Source organism: Ancylobacter moscoviensis (genome assembly GCF_007559435.1).
Taxonomy (GTDB): domain Bacteria; phylum Pseudomonadota; class Alphaproteobacteria; order Rhizobiales; family Xanthobacteraceae; genus Ancylobacter; species Ancylobacter moscoviensis.
The window spans coordinates 1-15,356 of sequence record NZ_VMBP01000005.1 but is presented as its reverse complement, the minus strand read 5'-3'; the positions used below and the strand labels follow the sequence as shown (position 1 = coordinate 15,356).

General features: G+C 59.9%; 9 protein-coding genes. 7 read left to right on the top strand and 2 right to left on the bottom strand.

What is annotated here, in order from left to right; translation table 11 throughout:
• Positions 1-160 precede the first annotated feature (160 nt).
• From FO470_RS14725 to FO470_RS14705, 5 genes are all read left to right on the top strand, one after another.
• The gene (locus FO470_RS14725; RefSeq protein ID WP_144343744.1) at positions 161-2,497 is read left to right on the top strand and encodes an acetamidase/formamidase family protein; all 2,337 of its coding nucleotides are present in this window, start codon (positions 161-163) and stop codon (positions 2,495-2,497) included.
• A 408-nt stretch (positions 2,498-2,905) separates the two neighbouring features.
• Positions 2,906-4,252, top strand: coding sequence for a tyrosine-type recombinase/integrase (locus tag FO470_RS14720; RefSeq protein WP_144343743.1), 1,347 nt, complete (start codon positions 2,906-2,908; stop codon positions 4,250-4,252).
• A 132-nt stretch (positions 4,253-4,384) separates the two neighbouring features.
• Entirely contained in the window at positions 4,385-4,834 is a 450-nt protein-coding gene (locus FO470_RS14715) for a MerR family transcriptional regulator (RefSeq protein WP_144343742.1), read from the top strand.
• Between the two features lie 214 nt (positions 4,835-5,048).
• Positions 5,049-6,224, top strand: coding sequence for a Fic family protein (locus FO470_RS14710; protein WP_144343741.1), 1,176 nt, complete (start codon positions 5,049-5,051; stop codon positions 6,222-6,224).
• Between the two features lie 405 nt (positions 6,225-6,629).
• Positions 6,630-9,215 carry an NB-ARC domain-containing protein gene (locus tag FO470_RS14705; protein WP_186291977.1) on the top strand — a complete coding sequence of 862 codons (2,586 nt, stop codon included), beginning with the start codon at positions 6,630-6,632 and terminating at the stop codon, positions 9,213-9,215.
• Between the two features lie 295 nt (positions 9,216-9,510).
• Here the strand turns inward: FO470_RS14705 and FO470_RS14700 are convergent, their stop codons facing one another.
• Entirely contained in the window at positions 9,511-10,143 is a 633-nt protein-coding gene (locus FO470_RS14700; RefSeq protein WP_144343739.1) for a tyrosine-type recombinase/integrase, read from the bottom strand.
• Between the two features lie 293 nt (positions 10,144-10,436).
• Complete coding sequence (locus FO470_RS14695; RefSeq protein WP_144343738.1) at positions 10,437-11,633, bottom strand: TRM11 family methyltransferase; 1,197 nt, start codon at positions 11,631-11,633, stop codon at positions 10,437-10,439.
• 156 nt (positions 11,634-11,789) lie between these two features.
• On the opposite strand from FO470_RS14695, the gene FO470_RS14690 reads away from it, so the two are divergent.
• On the top strand, positions 11,790-13,082 hold the full coding sequence (locus tag FO470_RS14690) for a DNA methyltransferase family protein (RefSeq protein ID WP_144343737.1): 1,293 nt from the start codon (positions 11,790-11,792) through the stop codon (positions 13,080-13,082).
• Between the two features lie 44 nt (positions 13,083-13,126).
• A partial coding sequence (locus FO470_RS14685; protein WP_186291976.1) for an ATP-binding protein occupies positions 13,127-15,356 on the top strand: 2,230 nt, incomplete at its 3' end.

Sequence of the window (15,356 nt, the reverse complement as noted above, 5' to 3'; positions counted from 1 at the left end):
TCCATTTCTCTAAAAATTATCTCATTTTATCAATAAGTTATATTAAATTGACGCGATATTGCGCAGCGAAGTTCCGGACGGTCGAGACAAGTTTTTGTGCGCCGTTCGTCAAAGTGCTTCACTGGCAAGAACGGGCCCCGCGACCTAGACCGGCAGTGCCATGAACCGAGCCGTTCCGATTTCGATCAACGCCTTTCCGGCCAGCAAGCAGGAGGCCGTCTGGCGGGAGACGCTGGCCAGCCTCGCGCTGTCCGGCCGTCTGCCGAAGGATGCCGCCTTCCATTTCGGCGAGATCTCGATCAAGCGGTCACCGACGCAGGCGTGCTTCGCCCTGTTGCGCTCCACCGCGCAGCACTTCTCGGCCCTGTCCACGGGCGAGCGCCATGTGTTGATCGGCTTCGTGAACTACGGCCGGGGCCATCTCACCGATTCCGGTCGGCGCGCGGCCGAATTTGCCGATGGCGACATCTGGGTCTGCGATCCGATGACGCCTTTCTCGGTGCAGTTCCGCAACGATTTCGAGCTGTTGCTGCTGCAGGTACCGCGCGAACGGCTGACCGGCCGCCTCGGCCGCGCCGCCACCGTGCCCACGCTGGTGCTCGGCGGATCCGTCTCGGCGGCGGCGGCCCGGCCGATGATGCGGGCGCTGACCGCGAACTTCGCCGTCACCGAGGACGGCGACCTCATGGCCGCCGAGACCGCCATCACCGAGTTGATGCTCTCCGCCCTGCTCGCCGAGGCGCGGCCCGAGGAGGACAACGCCACGCAGGTGCAGGCGGCCCACTATGCCCGCGTCTGCGCGCAGATCGAGGCGCGGCTGCGCGAGCCGGAGCTGGCGGTCGCCGATATCGCGAGGGCCGAGGGCCTGTCCGCGCGCTACATCCAGCGCCTGTTCGAAGGCCAGGACCGCTCCTTCTCCGACTATGTGCGCCATCGCCGGCTGGAGCAGTGCCGACGCGATCTCGTGAACCCCGAGCATGCCGACCGCTCCATCGCCGAGATCGGCTTTCGCTGGGGGTTTCCCGATCAGGCGCATTTCAGCCGCGTCTTCAGCGCCGCCTACGGCATTTCCCCGCGCGATTACCGCAAATCGTCCGGCCCGGCCGTGGAGACGCGCTGGACCCGCGGGCGCCCCCTGCACTCGGGCGTGCGCCCCTCGCGCCCCATGCCTGCCGCAGCTCCTGCGCACGATGATGTGGAAGACGTACCGCGTCTGCCGCCGCTGCCGCGCGACATCGGCGAGCCCGGACGCCACCACCTGCCGGTGTCGCGCGAGAGCGTGCACTGGGGCTACCTCTCACGCGCCATCCCGCCAGTGCTGCGCGTGCGTTCGGGTGCGACGGTGACGGTGGAGACGCTGACGCAGCATGCCTATGACGACCATGAGCGCATGATCGCGGGCGACGCCGGCGCCGAGAGCGTGTTCCGCTGGACGCGGGACTACAAGGCGGTCGACCGGCGCGGCGCCGGACCGGTGAACGCCAGCATCTTCGGCCGTGGTGCCGGCGAGGGCTTCGGCGTGCACATCTGCACCGGGCCGATCTTCGTCCACGGCGCCGAGCCGGGCGACGTGCTGGAGGTGCAGATCCTCGACCTCAAACCCCGCCCCTGCGCCAATCCGCTTTATGCCGGCCATGCCTTCGGCTCCAACGCCGCCGCCGCGTGGGGCTTCCACCACGACGACATTCTCGACGAGCCGCGCAAGCGCGAGGTCATCACCATCTACCGGACCGACGCCGCCGGCGAGAGCGGCTATGCCGAGGCGGTCTATTCCTTCCGCTGGATGCCGCAGACCGACCCGTTCGGCGTGGTGCACGAGACCATCGACTATCCCGGCGTCCCGGTCGACCACGCGAAGATCGTCGAACGCCACGACCTCCTGAAGGGCGTGCGCGTACCGGTGCGCCCGCATTTCGGCTTCATCGCCGTCGCGCCGCGCGAGACCGACATGGTGGATTCCGTTCCACCCGGCTATTTCGGCGGCAATATCGATAACTGGCGCGCCGGCAAGGGCGCCTCGGTCTACCTGCCGGTGACGGTGCCGGGAGCCCTGCTTTCGGTCGGCGACCCGCATCTGGCGCAGGGCGATGGCGAGATCAGCGGCACGGCGCTTGAATGCTCGCTCACCGGCGACATCCGCCTCGTGCTGCACAAGCGTGGCGAGACCGAGAAATCCTATCTCAACGGTTTGGGCGCACCGCTGATCGAGACGCCCGACGCCTGGCTGCTGCACGGCTTCAGCTACACCAACTATCTGCGCGAGCTGGGCCGCAACGCCCAGTCGGAAGTCTTCAAACGCTCCTCGCTGAGCCGGGCGCTGCGCAGCGCCTTCCGCGCCGCCCGCAAGTTCCTCATGGAACGCTACGGGCTCGACGAGGACGAGACGATCTCGCTGATGTCCGTGGCGGTCGATTTCGGCGTGACACAGGTGGCGGATGGCAATTGGGGCGTCCATGCCAAGGTCGCCAAGGGGATTTTCGAGGTACGCGATCCCTGACGCCGCAACGCCACGCTCCAGCTCGGCCTCGACAAGACGCTGAGACCGTCTTCGTATTCTCGCCCTCGACGATGCCCCTTTTCCGTCGCGCATAAAACGCGACGCGGCACTTCCGCGGGCAGAGATCACCGAAATCCCGAAGGCGGCGCGTAGTCGCTCAATAAATTGATTTCATTAAGAAAACTGGCGCACCCGGCACGATTCGAACGTGCGACCTTTGCCTTCGGAGCAAGGATAGTGTACTCCGCCGAAACTATCCGATTCTATCCGAATGCACGCTATAGTACTGAAATACAAAAAGAAAATTGATATCCGCCAGCGCCGCCCGTACGATGGAGCGGCCGAATTCCCTCCTTGTCGTGCTTCCGTCCTGCTTACGCGAGGAGTCTGCCAAAGAGAGACCCAAGCATGGCGAAGCTGACCAAACGAACCGTCGACAACGCCGAGATTGGCAAGGCGGACTATATCATCTGGGACGAGGATTTGCCCGGCTTTGGGGTTCGCGTCTTTGCGTCGGGCAAACGCAGCTACCTGGTGCAGTATCGCGCTGCCGGGCGCTCGCGATGCTACACGATCGGCCTGCACGGGGTATGGACACCCGAGGCGGCAAGGCGTGAGGCGAAAGTCCTGCTCGGTCAGGTCGCCAGGGGCGGGAATCCCGCCGAGGATCGTAAGCTCGATCGCGAAGCGATCACGGTCAAGGAGCTCTGCACGCGCTACCTCGCCGACCTCGAGCAAGGGCTCATTCTCGGTAAGCGGGGCCGGCCGAAGAAGACGACCACCATCGTCACGGATACCGGCCGCATCCAGCGCCACTTGATCCCGTTGCTCGGTGGCCGGCGGGTTCGCGATCTGACCAAGGCCGACATCACCCAAGCCATGAAGGACATCATGGCCGGCAAGACGCGCGCGGACGTGAAGACGGAGAAGCTGCGCGGCCGGGCGATCGTGCGTGGAGGCGTCGGCACGGCAACGCGCACCATCGGCCTTCTGGGTGGCATCCTCAGCTATGCGATCGAACTCGGCATCATCGAGGGCAATCCGGCGCACGGTGTTCGAAAGCCGAAGGACAACGTCAACGGTCGCCGGCTGAGCGAGCAAGAATATCGGGCGCTCGGCGGGATTCTCAGGAAGGCGGCCGAGGACGGGCAGTATGCGACCGCGGCGCAGATGATCCGCGTCCTTGCCCTGACCGGCTGCCGGCGCAGCGAGATCATCAAGCTGCGCTGGAACGAGATCGACTTCGAGGGCAGTTGCCTGCGCCTCACCGACAGCAAGGAGGGCGCATCGGTGCGCCCGGTTGGCCTGCCGGTGCTGGAGTATTTCGAGGGGCGGCACGAGGAGGGCGCGGAGGGCTATGTCTTCACCGGCTGGGCTGACGACACCTCCTTCGGAAGCTTCCCGAACCACTGGACGAAGATATTGGGCAGGACCGAACTGGCCGACATCACGCCGCATGTCCTGCGGCACAGCTTCGCCAGCATAGCCAACGATCTCGGTTTCACCGAGGCGACTATCGCCGCGCTGGTCGGCCATTCGCGCGGGACGGTGACGAGCCGCTACATCCATACGGTGGATACCGCGCTCGTCATGGCGGCGGACAATATCGCGGGTTACATTCAGGGACTGCTGGACGGCGTCGCCTTCCGCCACACCTCGTATACGCTCGACCGGGCTTCACGGAAGGCGTCGCTTGCGCAGTTTCTCAGAACGGAGAAGCCAACGGCGGATGAGGTGGATTGCGCCGTCGGTTGATGTCGAGGCTCTGAGCTCCGCATTTGAATGGCTGCCGCAGACTCCCACAGCTAGGCTAGTCCTGTTGGAGGGGCGGTCAGTATCGCGAACCTGGCTGCGCGGCCCACCGGAACTCCTGAAGGGAAAGCTGCCATGGCCAGCCCGCGCAACATCCGCTTCACCCGTCTTTCAGATCAGGACCGAGAGAAGATTGCGTCCCTCCTGCCACTGGCGGAAGGAGATCGCATGGAACTGCGCGTCCGACACAGTGATGGCCGTGGGCAATCCGAGTTGCTGCCGCCAGCCGCAGCTGGAGCCATTGAGACGCTACTTTCCCTGTTGGCTGGCGGCCAGCGCGTGGCGGTGTTGGCAGAGGATCAGGAGCTGAGCCCGAGCCAGGCCTCCGCCGTGCTCGGCATTTCGCGAGCACTTGTGGTCCTCCGGATGGACAGTGGCGATCTGCCGTTCCGTCGCGTCGGCAAGCATCGTCGGGCTCTGTTGAAAGACGTCCTGGCGCTGAAGATGCGGCTCGACATCCAGAGGAAAGCTCTGGAAGCACTCGCCGAGGATGCAGAGGATCTCATCACCAACCATGGCCTCTAGACCGGTTGTCGTCGGTGCAGCTGATCATGAGATCCAGATCCCGCGAAGGGAGCGTCCCTCGCTGATCGAGCTGATGGCCAACAGGCGCCCGAAGGCAAAAGCTCTGAATCCGCGGGTGACGCGATGTGCCGGCTGCCTTGAATCGGCGCAACTCATTATTAAAATGAATAGCTATATATTTTAATAGAAGGCACGGCCAATTAAAGGATCGCGCGTGACGGACGGGGAGAACAACAGGCTCGGCAGCTACGTCGAAACGAGCACGGGCGGCGAGCGTGTGCGGGCTTATGTGCCTGCTCCACTACCGCCGAACCCGCCGCTCGAGTTGGGGCGCTTCATGCATGTCTATGAACGTGCCATGGCTGCTGTCGGGCGTCTGGATGGCGTCACGGCGATCCTGCCTTCGACGCCCTTGTTCCTTTATATGTACGTCCGCAAGGAAGCCCTGCTGTCGTCGCAGATCGAGGGCACGCAATCCTCGCTCTCCGATCTGCTGCTGTTCGAGAACCACGAGACGCCGGCCGTCGAACTCGACGACGTAACCGAGGTCTCGAACTATGTCGCGGCGATCGAGCATGGTGTCTCCAGAATGCGGAGCGGATTTCCTTTGTCGCTCCGGCTGATCCGCGAGATGCACGCCATCCTGCTCAAATCGGGTCGCGGCGCGGCGAAGCAACCGGGAGAGTTTCGTCGCTCGCAGAACTGGATCGGCGGAACGCGGCCCGGCAACGCCCTGTTCGTGCCGCCGCCACCGAACCGCCTGGACGAGGCCTTAAGTGCGCTGGAGCGCTTCCTTCATAGCGAGGACGCGGCGCTGCCCCCGCTCATCCGCGCTGGCTTGGCTCATGTCCAATTCGAGACGATCCATCCGTTTCTCGATGGCAACGGTCGCCTGGGTCGGTTGCTCATCACGTTGATCCTGTGCGAGGCGGGCGTTTTGCGCGAGCCGATTCTCTATCTCAGCCTGTTCCTGAAATCCCGGCGCGACGACTACTACCGGCTCCTCCAGGAGGTCCGGCAGGCCGGGACGTGGGAGACGTGGATGGAGTTCTTCCTGACCGGCGTCGCGGAGACCGCGGAGCAGGCGACCGTTACCGCCCGCGATCTGATCGCCATGTTCGACGCGCATCGGCAGAAGATCGCCGGGATCGGCCGTGCAGCACCGTCAGCGCTCAGAGTCCATGAGTTGATGCAGGCCAGCCCGGTTGTCACCATCCAGACGGTTTCGGACAAGCTCGGTATCTCCTTCCCGACCGCCAGCACGGCGCTGGAGAATCTGGCCAGGGTCGGCATCGTGCGCGAGACCACAGGGCGGCAGCGCGGCCGGATCTACGCCTATTCGGATTATCTGGCCCTGCTCGATCGCGGCACCGACCCGCTGCCGGCTTGAGCGGTCTTCTGTGCGCCATAAGCGGAAGTTTGCTGCGGCGACGACGAATGGCCGGTTTGGGGCCGTCGCCGGACCGTCAGCTATCCATCGGCGAATGCCGTTTAGCTGCCCTTCTGCACCCGACCCCCAGTCAGCCGTTCAGGCCAATTTGCCGTGATCCAAAACCCGCCATTGGAAAGCCGTCCGACTTTCGGATTGGTCGGGACTGGCAGGGGACGGACGGGCTTCTCCATCGGCACCAATGCCGAACAATGGCAGCGATCCGACATTGCGTCGAGTTCGGTTGGGTTAGTGCAGGTTTCCCAGATCCAGATGCGACGTAAGTTGCCGCTAGCATCGCGGGGAGGTAATAATTCGGAGCCGCTTGGGGGGAACAAGAGCATGGCTTTGAGGCCAATTCGGCTTATGAATGATCGCGTTAACCGGTCGCGAGAGGATTCCGACACAGCATTATTTCATGATCTGCTTTACGCTGGCGAGTTCCTAGTACGCCTGACGACAGCTGCGATTGTGGCGGCGATCGACGACGACAGAGATAGGCACCGGTACCGGCTCCTACACAAGATTGTTCGCGCTGATGGCATTGGAGAGTGGAGTAGTGTGTTGGATGACGCGCTAGTCGGTCCAGCCTCTCAGCATCTTGTTCCTACAGCGAAGGAAGATCGTCGTCTTCTCACTGAGCGTGTTGGCCCTGGAAACTGGCAGTATGAGGCAGTGCGCCTCCTGCTGGAAGCCCAACAGTATATTGACACTGGTAAGCAACCTATCGCCGGAAAAGTCCAGCTACGCTCTTGGTTCGCCAGTTTTTCCGAGTTGAGAAACAAAACGCGTGGTCATGGCGCGCCCACCGCGATGCTTTGCTCCAAAATATCACCCATACTTGAAGAATCGATTAAAATTATATCCGATAATAATCCCTTGTTTTCTCGTCCCTGGGCATACCTTCACCGAAATCTCTCCGGAAAATATAGAATAGTTCCGATGGGCGGTGATGAGAGCGTTTTTGCGTCTCTCAAAACTGCTTCGGCTATGTCGCGTTCTGTATATCAGAACGGAACCTATATATCCTTTGATACCCTTAGGCGAGTTGAACTTCTTAATACAGATGCCGATGTGTCCGATTTTTTCTTCCCAAACGGAGCATTTAAAGGGAAGACATTCGAACTTCACTCTCTTATCTCCGATAATCGTCAGGATGGCGATGCATCACCGTATCTTGCCAGCGCCTCGGAACTGCCGGTCAGCGAAACGCACGGTGTTGGGCAACTCGATGTAATGAACAATGTTTGGAGTAACCTGCCGCCGGCCCCGTCGAGTTATGTTGCGCGCCCCGCTTTGGAAAAGGAAATTGCAAGTATCCTTACCAACGATCGCCATCCAATTGTAACCCTCGTCGGTAGGGGAGGAATTGGAAAAACGTCCTTAGCGCTGCAGATTCTTCACGACATCGCCACCACGAGCCGCTTTGAAGCTATTCTCTGGTTCAGTGCTCGCGACATCGACCTTCTGCCGCAAGGTCCCAAAATAGTTAAGCCACAGGTACTTACAGAGAAGGATATATCGTCTGAGTTCGTAACCATGATGGGATACGACGCCGAGTTAAGCCCTAAGCGGACAGCAATAGACATAATGTCCGACAGCTTACGGCAGAGTACACTAGGCGGACCATTGCTTTTCGTATTCGATAATTTTGAGACGATGAGGAATCCTGTCGATGTTTTTAGCTGGCTGGATTCAAACGTCCGTCTTCCCAACAAGATACTGATTACCAGTCGTTTTCGGGAATTTAAGGCCGACTATCCAATCCCCGTTAGCGGCATGGAAGAGCTCGAAGCACAAGCGCTTATTCGTCAAACTTCAGAAGCGTTAGGCATACTGGATCTGATAGACGAAGATTATTGTAGAAGCATCTCTGAGGAATCTGATGGGCACCCCTACGTAATAAAAATTATGCTTGGTGAAATTGCTGACAGAAAGAAAACCGGGAGACCTAAGAGAATTATTGCCCGAAAGGATGATGTTCTGGATGCTTTATTTGAGAGGACCTTTGCGAATCTGTCCCCTCTGTCCAGTCGCGTTTTTCTCACGCTTAGTGGGTGGCGCTCTCTGGTGCCACAACTGGCTGTTGAAGCTGTACTTCTTCGTGACCAAAGCGAGCAGCTCGATGTCAGCGGCGCAGTAGATGAACTGGTCAGAATGTCATTGGTGCAGATTGTCACTGCGCCGGATAATTCAGAATTTCTTGATGTACCACTGACCGCTGCCATTTTCGGATCGAGAAAGCTGACTGTTAGCCCGATAAAGATCATCATCGAAAATGACATCAGACTGCTCCAAGATCTGGGGGCCTCCAGCATCCATTCGCTGAAAGAAGGATTGCATCCGAAAATAATGAGCTTGGTTACGAAAGCTGCCTCGCGAATTTCGGAGGGGAAGCAGAAACTCGTGGACGTGCAGAAGGTTCTCGAATTTGTAGCGCAGAGCTATCCTCCGGCTTGGCTGTTGCTGGCCGATCTTTATCAGGATGTGAATGGCGAGGATGGGTCATCGGGCACCGCTGAGTATGTAAGGAGATATATCGAGCAAGTGCCGGACGACGAAGCTAGCCGCGAAGCGTGGGCAAGGCTGGCAAACTTGTACAGGCATACAAACGACCTGATCGCCGCTTGCGGCGCGTTTGTACGCGCTTTCGGTGCCGCGGACGCGCCATTAACAGAAATCAGCACGATGGCGAACTGGGTGAACAATAACCGGACGATCATTGCAAATCTTGATCAGACAGACAAACGCGCTGTATTCGGATCACTGATTAGCTTGATGGAGAGGCGTATTGACGAGGCTTCCGCTACGGACCTCTCACGATTGGCCTGGCTTCATTTGCACGCTGACGATTCCGAAAGAGCCAGACAAATTGCAGAACTCGGTTTGGCCAAAGAACCTGGCAACAGGTACTGCCAAAGGCTGATAGAGCGTTTAAGCACAGGCTATTAGGGGGCCATATCGCGGAGACGGTCCCTAAAAGTCCAAATTGATCCTATAGGGCGCCCGGCAAGCTCGAGGGCCTTCTGCCAACAATCGGTCTTTACGAAAGCGGTTCAGACTCTTAGCGTCTCGATGACCGACCGGAGTCGGCAGTTGCCAAACTTCGTGGGCCGGGTGAATGGCAGCTTTTCCGGCGCAGTCGCCCGAAACCTACCATTCCGCTATCCACCCCTTAGTAGCCCGGGCGGCACGCTGTTCCGCGCGTTGAAACGGCCATCCGGCTACCTCGGATGACCGCCCAACATCAGATTTCCGTCCGCTCTGCCAGCAGCAGTGCGTCCTCCACGTCGACACCAAGATATCGGACGGTGTTCTCAATCTTGGAGTGACCGAGCAAGAACTGGATGGCGCGGATGTTGCCCGTCGCCTTGTAGATCATCGACGCCTTCGTGCGGCGAAGCGAGTGAGTGCCATACTCCTCTGGACGCAGGCCGATCGGGGTCACCCACTCGTCGACCAGGCGAGCATACTGCCTCGTGCTCATGTGATGCGCGTGATCGATCCGGCTCGGGAAGGCATAATCCTCCACTTTGCCACCACGCCGTTCCAGCCAAGCCATTAGGCTTGCTCGTACGTCGCTGGTGATCTCGAACTGAACCGGCCGCCCGGTCTTCTGCTGCACGATGATCGCGCGAGTTCTAATCTCCGGGCCGGCGACCATATCGCGGATCCTGATCTTGACCAGGTCGCAGCCACGAAGCTTGCTGTCGATTGCAAGATCGAACAGAGCCCGATCCCGAACGCGTCTTTCGCGATCGAGGAAAAACCGGATCGCCCAGATTTGCTTCTGAGTGAACGGACGCTTGGTGCCAACCTTCTTGCCGGCATTCCATGCCGCACGCTCGCGATTGGCATCATCGAATCGAGAATGGCCCATGTGAATTCTCCACGGCCTTCATTGGCCGAGAGAGAAACGCTGCAGGGCACTGACGCTGAGGGGCCGGGAGCGGACAGGCAGCCTTCAAGGCCTGGAGGCAGAATAGTTGCCGTTACGACGCGTCCCGATCGGGAAAATTGGCGACTAATTGCGGCTAGCAAGTGCGAATCTAGCGGCTGCTGCGACTGCGGACTGATCTGCGTTGGGACGGCCGCCTAGGACGTTTGAATGGGTTTTCGACGGACCCTGCCTACATCTGCGTGCCCGTTCAGCTATAGTTCAGCGTAGCGATCTCAGGCGGACACATCCGGCTTACGGCAAATCAGCACAGTTTCGGTTCGCATCCGCTTTGATAGGGAGTCGCCTGAAACCGGCAAATATCGACTTGCTGCAGGAAGGTTGCGTTCGCGGCTCTGCTTGACTAGCAGTCCGGCCGTTAACGCGGCCGTGGCGAGACCTGCGGCATTGTCGATAAATCTGCCCTTGATACAGCTATTCCCGACGACGAACGTCGCGCGGCCGCCTGGTTTGAGTACCCGTGCGGTTTCACTCGTCATCGCGAGCAGATCGACCGCATAGCGGGTTACGATCCCTTCGAGGCGGCGGGTCAGTAGTTCCGTGCCGCGCATCGATGCTATCACCGATACAACGTCTCGCGAGACAGTCGCCCCGGACGCGCGTTCGGCGCCGATGGATGTCGAACGAACAGCCTTGAGCTCGGGTATGGAATGGCCCAGCCATACCAGCGACATGCGGTGTCCGCGCATGTAGTCGATGGCATTCAGGTAAGGAGGGGACGTCACCACGGCGTCCACCGTTCCGTCCGCAATCTGGAGCGACCTGGCGTCGCCATGATGGATATTCGCGGAACCGGTCGGCGGGTGCTCGATCAACCGCTTGCGGAGCTGGGCGACAGATCGCACAAAATTCGGGATGACTTGGTACTCGGATTGAGTCGCGACCCTGTGCGGACGGCTGTGCGATGTGTCCCGCGCTAGGGAGGCGCCTTGCTCCTTCGTAATGATGATCCGACTAAAAGCGACAATAAGTACCGTAAGGGCACTGTCGCCCGTCTCTTCTTGGACAGCCGCCTTGCGACGGTCTAGTACGGAAGCAAGTCTCGCGAGGTCGCCACGCTGGTTCTTGTGGAACCAGTAGTCCACGAATCTCAGGGTATCCAGATCCTGCTGCCAGGGCAGGGTCGGCACCGTACTTCCCAGCTCTTCGACCTGCTCAAGTACTATTTTCAGCTCCGTATCGATCGCAACGTCGGACACCGACGTTGTCCATGCCCGGCTCATCAAGACGGCTAGGGGATCCATGTCGAAGCCCAAGGCTTCATGACCCAGCTCTGTCGCGTGCCGGACCACGGTACCTGAACCGACCATCGGGTCGAGCACCACGCTGCCTGCAGGAAGATCCTCCATCGATACCAGAGCCAGGTCGGGCGCCATCCTGGCCGGGAAGGGATGTATGGATCTGACCTTCATTCGTGGCTCCGGTGGTCGTGGCGCAGGTCGGCGGGTCGATTGCGACGGCGGCGCACAGATAGCCGCAACCCGACAACCTGCGTCGGTCGGACCAGCGTAACGGACTGATAACCGAAGACAAACTACATTCTACGGAACTCACCCGATCGGTCCGAGATGCTCACAATCGAACTCACTCGCCAGGAGCAGATCGCCCCTTGGAGGTATAACCGCCTGCGGAGTGCACCCTACTCGAATGAATGGACCGAATCTATCGAAGCCGAGTCGAGGATACACCGTATCCACTCCTATCCTGCAAGATTTCCGGCTTTCATCGTCCACAGGGCGTTGGAGCACGCCCGGAGGCAGGGCGTAGAGGTCAACAGGGTCGCCGACATCTTCTGTGGTAGCGGAACGGTCCTAGTCGAGGCATCACTGAGGAGCATCGGTTTCTGGGGTTGTGACATCAACCCGGTGGCCACGCTAATCACGAGGGTAAAAAGTTACCGTCTAAACGCGGACACGTTCGGCGGCACGGCTGCGAGGATCGTCGATAGGTTCCCCCGCGCGTCGCGCGTCCCTCATGTCTCCGGCAGAGCCGCGGATCGTTTGCGGCCCTGGTTCGAAGATTCGCAGTTCGACGATCTGGTGCGCTTGCGCAATGCCGTCCTGGATGAGGTCGGCGACCATGGGGAGTTCGCCGCAGCTTTCGACTGCGCGTTCTCTGCCATTCTCAAACCGGTATCGCGTTGGCGCAGCAGGTCGAGAAAGCCGTCGCTCGATCCTTTGAGGGCGGCCCCGCTGGTTATCGATACATTCGTGCGCCAGTGCAGGGTGATGCAGGAGGTGTGGGCCGAGGTCGGGTCATCGCCGTCTGCCTCGGCTGAAATCGTACGCGGCAGCATCATCGATGTACCACGGCCCGCTGAACCAGTTGACCTCATAGTGACCAGCCCGCCATACGCCACGTCCTATGAGTATGCAGACCTCCACCAGCTTTCGGCGCTCTGGTTGGGCTTCGCGGACGATCATCGCGACCTGCGGACCGGCGTCATCGGGACCAGCAGCCGTCGCTCAAGCATCGCTACGGCACTGCGTAACCTCAACTCGGTCGGAGAGCAGGTCGTATTCAGCTTATTCGACCGGGACCGGCGGGCGGCAGAAGCCGTCGCGTCATATTTCCTCGACATTCAGAAGGTGGCGCAGCGCTGCCACGAATTCTTGAGGCCCGGCGGGATTTCCGTATTTGTCGTCGGAAACACCCAGCTCAGTGGTGTGAGAATAGACAACGCGAACCACTTGGTAGAGAGTTTACTCGATTCGGGCTTTCTTGACGTAAGCGTCGTCAAACGGCAAATCTCCAACAAGCCGAACACGCCCTATAGACTTCCGAATGGCCGGCTTTCCTCAACTCGGACAGAAATGCACATTTACGCGGAGGAATATATCGTGATGGCGCAACGCGGATGACACTCACCCCCCTCAAGTTCAAGCCTTACGCTAGGCTTCTAACCATGCTGGGGGATCAGCTCATCCGGAACGAGCAGGTCGCACTGGCCGAGCTGATAAAGAATGCCTATGACGCAGACGCTAGCTGGGTGAAGGTTTCTTTCCTCGGGTTCGATGCTTCCTATCGACCCAAGACCGGCGCCAAGATTGTCGTCGAAGATGACGGCCACGGGATGACCAAGGAGATCATCGAGAACCATTGGGTCAACCCAGCAACGCCGATGAAGCTGATGGGGAAGCAGGCCAAGAGGACCACCGCCGGCGGTCGCATCATCCAGGGCGAGAAGGGCATCGGCCGTTTCGCCCTGCTGAAGCTCGGCCGCGATTTGACCATGATCACCCGTCCTGTCGGCTCTTCGGACGAGAATGTCCTCGAATTGAAGCTCGCCCAATACGACGAGAACTTCATCAATGGCGGCCAGGCGATGTTCCTTGACGAGCTGGAACTTCAGTTCTCGGTGAACGCCCCGGCCACCGCGATCTTGGCCGGCGACATCGATCTCGGGGGCAAGACCCGGAAGCGCCGTCCGCACGGAACGCGGATCGAGATATCGCCGCCCAACGGAAACTGGTCCCGAGGCAAGATCGAGAAGGTCTACGAGGACCTGGCCCGACTGCAGTCGATCTTTACCGCGCGAGTGGAACAGCCGGACCTCTTCCCGGACCAGTCGCCTGCATCTACCGCACAGGCGGAAGTGCGGGACGAGGCGGAAACCGACCCCGAATTTGCGGTGTACTTCTACCGTGACGAGGAGTTCGAGCCGTTTCTTGCCGAGAAGCAAGACCAACTGAACACGCTCCTCCAAGACAAAACGGTCTTCAAGATCGAGGGCGGCTATGATGACGTCGAGCGTCGTTTCACTTTCACGATTGACGGTCGCGAGCGGACACTACTCATAACCGATGCGGAAATATCGGGGCTCGCGGTATTCAGGGACTACCTCAAGCAGCTCGCCGTTCCGGTCGCTAATGTTGAGAGTTTCCTACCGGAATGCGGCCCGTTCCAGTTCTCCTTCTATGTCTTCGACTTCAGTAACGAAGCCACCGGCAAGCGTTTGCTGGACAAGGACGACAAGGAACTTATCAAAAAGCACAGGATTTACCTGTATCGCGACGGGATCCGCGTCTACCCGTACGGCGATCCCGACGACGACTGGCTACTGATCGACGTCAGGCGCGGTACGGTCCGCGCCAGTGAGTTCCTAAGCAACGACCAAGTCATCGGCTACGTAGCCATTTCCCAGAAAGACAATCCCAACCTCCGGGACAAGACCAGCCGCGAGGGCTTGGTTGACACGGGCAGGGCCGTTCAGGATTTCCGGGCCCTGCTGCAGGTTTTCCTGGCATGGGTGCGGAAGGCTCCTTATCAAGCCTACAAGATCGGCCAGAAGCAGACCAAGGACGTCGAGGTCTTTAAGTCCGGTAAGGTGCCGACCTTGATGGACGATGTCGTTTCTGCCTCGGCGGCGGCGGATGTCCCGCCGGCGGTGCGCGAGAAGATCGCGGAGGTGAGCCGGCAATACAAGGTCGAGCGGCGTTACCTCGTCCAGAGGGCTGAGAACACCGAGCACCTGGCCGGCGTAGGCCTGTCTGTCGAAGCCGCGTCGCACGACCTCATGCTGGCCATGCAGCGGTCGATGTCCGCGGTTGATAAGCTGGCGAGTTACTGCGATGGCGATGCTGAGATCGACAAGGAAGCCTTGCGCGCCGAACTCATGTCGATCAGGGGCTTACTGAGTTTCGTGCAGTCGCAGATGGGCGACATGCAGACGCTGTTCAGGTCGACGAAACAACGGCGCAAGGACGTGCGTGTTCTCGACCTGGTCGAGAAGGTCGCCAAGATCTTCAAGAGTTTGCTGGAGCGAAATTCCATCTCGGTGAGGATCGAGACCATGGGGGCGCCGCTGGTGGCGAAGACTACCGATGCCGTCCTGCTCCAGTTGCTGCTCAACCTGTTCGACAATGCCGCGTATTGGCTGCAGGGTGCGCCCGAACCCCGCGAGATCGAAATACTCTTAGACGGCGACGCTAACCAGATGGTGTTCGCCGACAACGGGCCGGGGTTCAGGGACGACGACCTGCCGTATATTTTCGAGCCATTCTTTTCCGGCAAGGGCGAAGAGGGCCGGGGTCTCGGCCTTTATATCGCTCGCCAGCTTCTAGGTCACCGACTCATAAATCGCATCCATATGCGTGCTGCGGCGAGTTTGACGGCTGCGAGGAAGTTTGCGGCGT